This window comes from Paenibacillus sp. NPDC058898, from assembly GCF_049316025.1.
Lineage (GTDB): Bacteria > Bacillota > Bacilli > Paenibacillales > Paenibacillaceae > Paenibacillus_AQ.
In genome coordinates this window covers 1-3,092 of the sequence record NZ_JBMOSM010000035.1, presented here as the reverse complement: position 1 = coordinate 3,092, position 3,092 = coordinate 1, and the positions used below count along the sequence as shown (strand labels likewise).

Here is a 3,092-nt window from a genome sequence, read left to right as displayed (position 1 = left end):
GCTCATGGGTGGAACGTTGATTAGTTGGCACAGTTGTAAGACTCCTTTACTAGTACTGCTTCGGCGTGGAACGTGAATGGGAAGTCGAGTGACTGTGCTTGGCACGTTGTTGGGTCCTGAAGGTACGGCCGTGTGGTCATGTCTTCAGTGCCGGCCCCAGTGAACTCGCCAGTGTGTCTGGTGGGGTGGTGGGTGGCTGGTCGTTGTTTGAGAACTGCACAGTGGACGCGAGCATCTGTGGCCAAGTTTTTAAGGGCGCACGGTGGATGCCTTGGCACCAGGAACCGATGAAGGACGTGGGAGGCCACGATAGTCCCCGGGGAGCTGTCAACCAGGCTTTGATCCGGGGGTTTCCGAATGGGGAAACCCGGCAGTCGTCATGGGCTGTCACCCATGCCTGAACACATAGGGCGTGTGGAGGGAACGCGGGGAAGTGAAACATCTCAGTACCCGCAGGAAGAGAAAACAACCGTGATTCCGGGAGTAGTGGCGAGCGAAACCGGATGAGGCCAAACCGTATGCGTGTGATACCCGGCAGGGGTTGCGCATGCGGGGTTGTGGGATCTCTCTTTCACAGTCTGCCGGCTGTGAGGCGAGTCAGAAACCGTTGGTGTAGGCGAAGGACATGCGAAAGGTCCGGCGTAGAGGGTAAGACCCCCGTAGCTGAAACATCAGCGGCTTGCTTGAGAATCTCCCAAGTAGCACGGGGCCCGAGAAATCCCGTGTGAATCTGGCGGGACCACCCGCTAAGCCTAAATATTCCCTGGTGACCGATAGCGGATAGTACCGTGAGGGAATGGTGAAAAGTACCGCGGGAGCGGAGTGAAATAGTACCTGAAACCGTGTGCCTACAAGCCGTGGGAGCGTCGCGCATCGAGCTTGCTCGGTGCGTCGTGACTGCGTGCCTTTTGAAGAATGAGCCTGCGAGTTAGCGGTGTGTAGCGAGGTTAACCCGTGTGGGGAAGCCGTAGCGAAAGCGAGTCCGAATAGGGCGATTGAGTTGCACGCTCTAGACCCGAAGCGGAGTGATCTAGCCATGGGCAGGTTGAAGCGGAGGTAAGACTTCGTGGAGGACCGAACCCACCAGGGTTGAAAACCGGGGGGATGACCTGTGGTTAGGGGTGAAAGGCCAATCAAACTCCGTGATAGCTGGTTCTCCCCGAAATGCATTTAGGTGCAGCGTCGTGTGTTTCTTGCCGGAGGTAGAGCACTGGATAGGCGATGGGCCCTACCGGGTTACTGACCTTAGCCAAACTCCGAATGCCGGTAAGTGAGAGCGCGGCAGTGAGACTGTGGGGGATAAGCTCCATGGTCGAGAGGGAAACAGCCCAGAGCATCGACTAAGGCCCCTAAGCGTACGCTAAGTGGGAAAGGATGTGGAGTCGCAGAGACAACCAGGAGGTTGGCTTAGAAGCAGCCACCCTTGAAAGAGTGCGTAATAGCTCACTGGTCTAGTGATTCCGCGCCGACAATGTAGCGGGGCTCAAGCGTACCGCCGAAGTCGTGTCATTGCAGCAATAGGGCCAACGCCCGCTGTGATGGGTAGGGGAGCGTCGTGTGCCGGGTGAAGCAGCCGCGGAAGCGAGTTGTGGACGGTTCACGAGTGAGAATGCAGGCATGAGTAGCGATACACACGTGAGAAACGTGTGCGCCGATTGACTAAGGGTTCCTGGGTCAAGCTGATCTGCCCAGGGTAAGTCGGGACCTAAGGCGAGGCCGACAGGCGTAGTCGATGGATAACCGGTTGATATTCCGGTACCCGCTGTGAAGCGTCAAACATCGAATCAGGCGATGCTAAGTCCGTGAAGCCGGCCCGATCTCTTCGGAGTTGAGGGTAGTGGTGGAGCCGATGAACCAGACTTGTAGTAGGTAAGCGATGGGGTGACGCAGGAAGGTAGTCCAGCCCGGGCGGTGGTTGTCCCGGGGTAAGGGTGTAGGCCGAGGGGTAGGCAAATCCGTCCCTCATTAAGGCTGAGACCTGATGCCGAGCCGATTGTGGTGAAGTGGATGATCCTATGCTGTCGAGAAAAGCCTCTAGCGAGTTTCATGGCGGCCCGTACCCTAAACCGACTCAGGTGGTCAGGTAGAGAATACCGAGGCGTTCGGGTGAACTATGGTTAAGGAACTCGGCAAAATGCCCCCGTAACTTCGGGAGAAGGGGGGCCATTCTTGGTGATCGGATTTACTCCGTGAGCTGGGGGTGGCCGCAGAGACCAGCGAGAAGCGACTGTTTACTAAAAACACAGGTCCGTGCGAAGCCGTAAGGCGATGTATACGGACTGACGCCTGCCCGGTGCTGGAACGTTAAGGGGACCGGTTAGTGCACTTTCGGGTGTGCGAAGCTGAGAACTTAAGCGCCAGTAAACGGCGGTGGTAACTATAACCATCCTAAGGTAGCGAAATTCCTTGTCGGGTAAGTTCCGACCTGCACGAATGGCGTAACGACTTCTCGACTGTCTCAACCATAGGCCCGGTGAAATTGCACTACGAGTAAAGATGCTCGTTTCGCGCAGCAGGACGGAAAGACCCCGGGACCTTTACTACAGTTTGATATTGGTGTTCGGTTCGGCTTGTGTAGGATAGGTGGGAGACTGTGAAGCTCGGACGCCAGTTCGGGTGGAGTCGTCGTTGAAATACCAGTCTGGTCGTGCTGGATGTCTAACCTGGGTCCGTGATCCGGATCAGGGACAGTGTCTGATGGGTAGTTTAACTGGGGCGGTTGCCTCCTAAAGGGTAACGGAGGCGCCCAAAGGTTCCCTCAGCCTGGTTGGCAATCAGGTGTTGAGTGTAAGTGCACAAGGGAGCTTGACTGTGAGACCGACGGGTCGAGCAGGGACGAAAGTCGGGACTAGTGATCCGGCGGTGGCTTGTGGAAGCGCCGTCGCTCAACGGATAAAAGGTACCCCGGGGATAACAGGCTGATCTTCCCCAAGAGTCCATATCGACGGGATGGTTTGGCACCTCGATGTCGGCTCGTCGCATCCTGGGGCTGGAGTCGGTCCCAAGGGTTGGGCTGTTCGCCCATTAAAGCGGTACGCGAGCTGGGTTTAGAACGTCGTGAGACAGTTCGGTCCCTATCTGTCGTGGGCGTA

General features: G+C 56.9%; 1 rRNA gene. It reads left to right on the top strand.

Going from position 1 to position 3,092, the window contains the following annotated elements:
* Positions 1 to 239: 239 nt before the first annotated feature.
* A 23S ribosomal RNA gene (locus tag ACOZB4_RS34030) occupies positions 240 to 3,092 on the top strand; the annotation flags it as partial.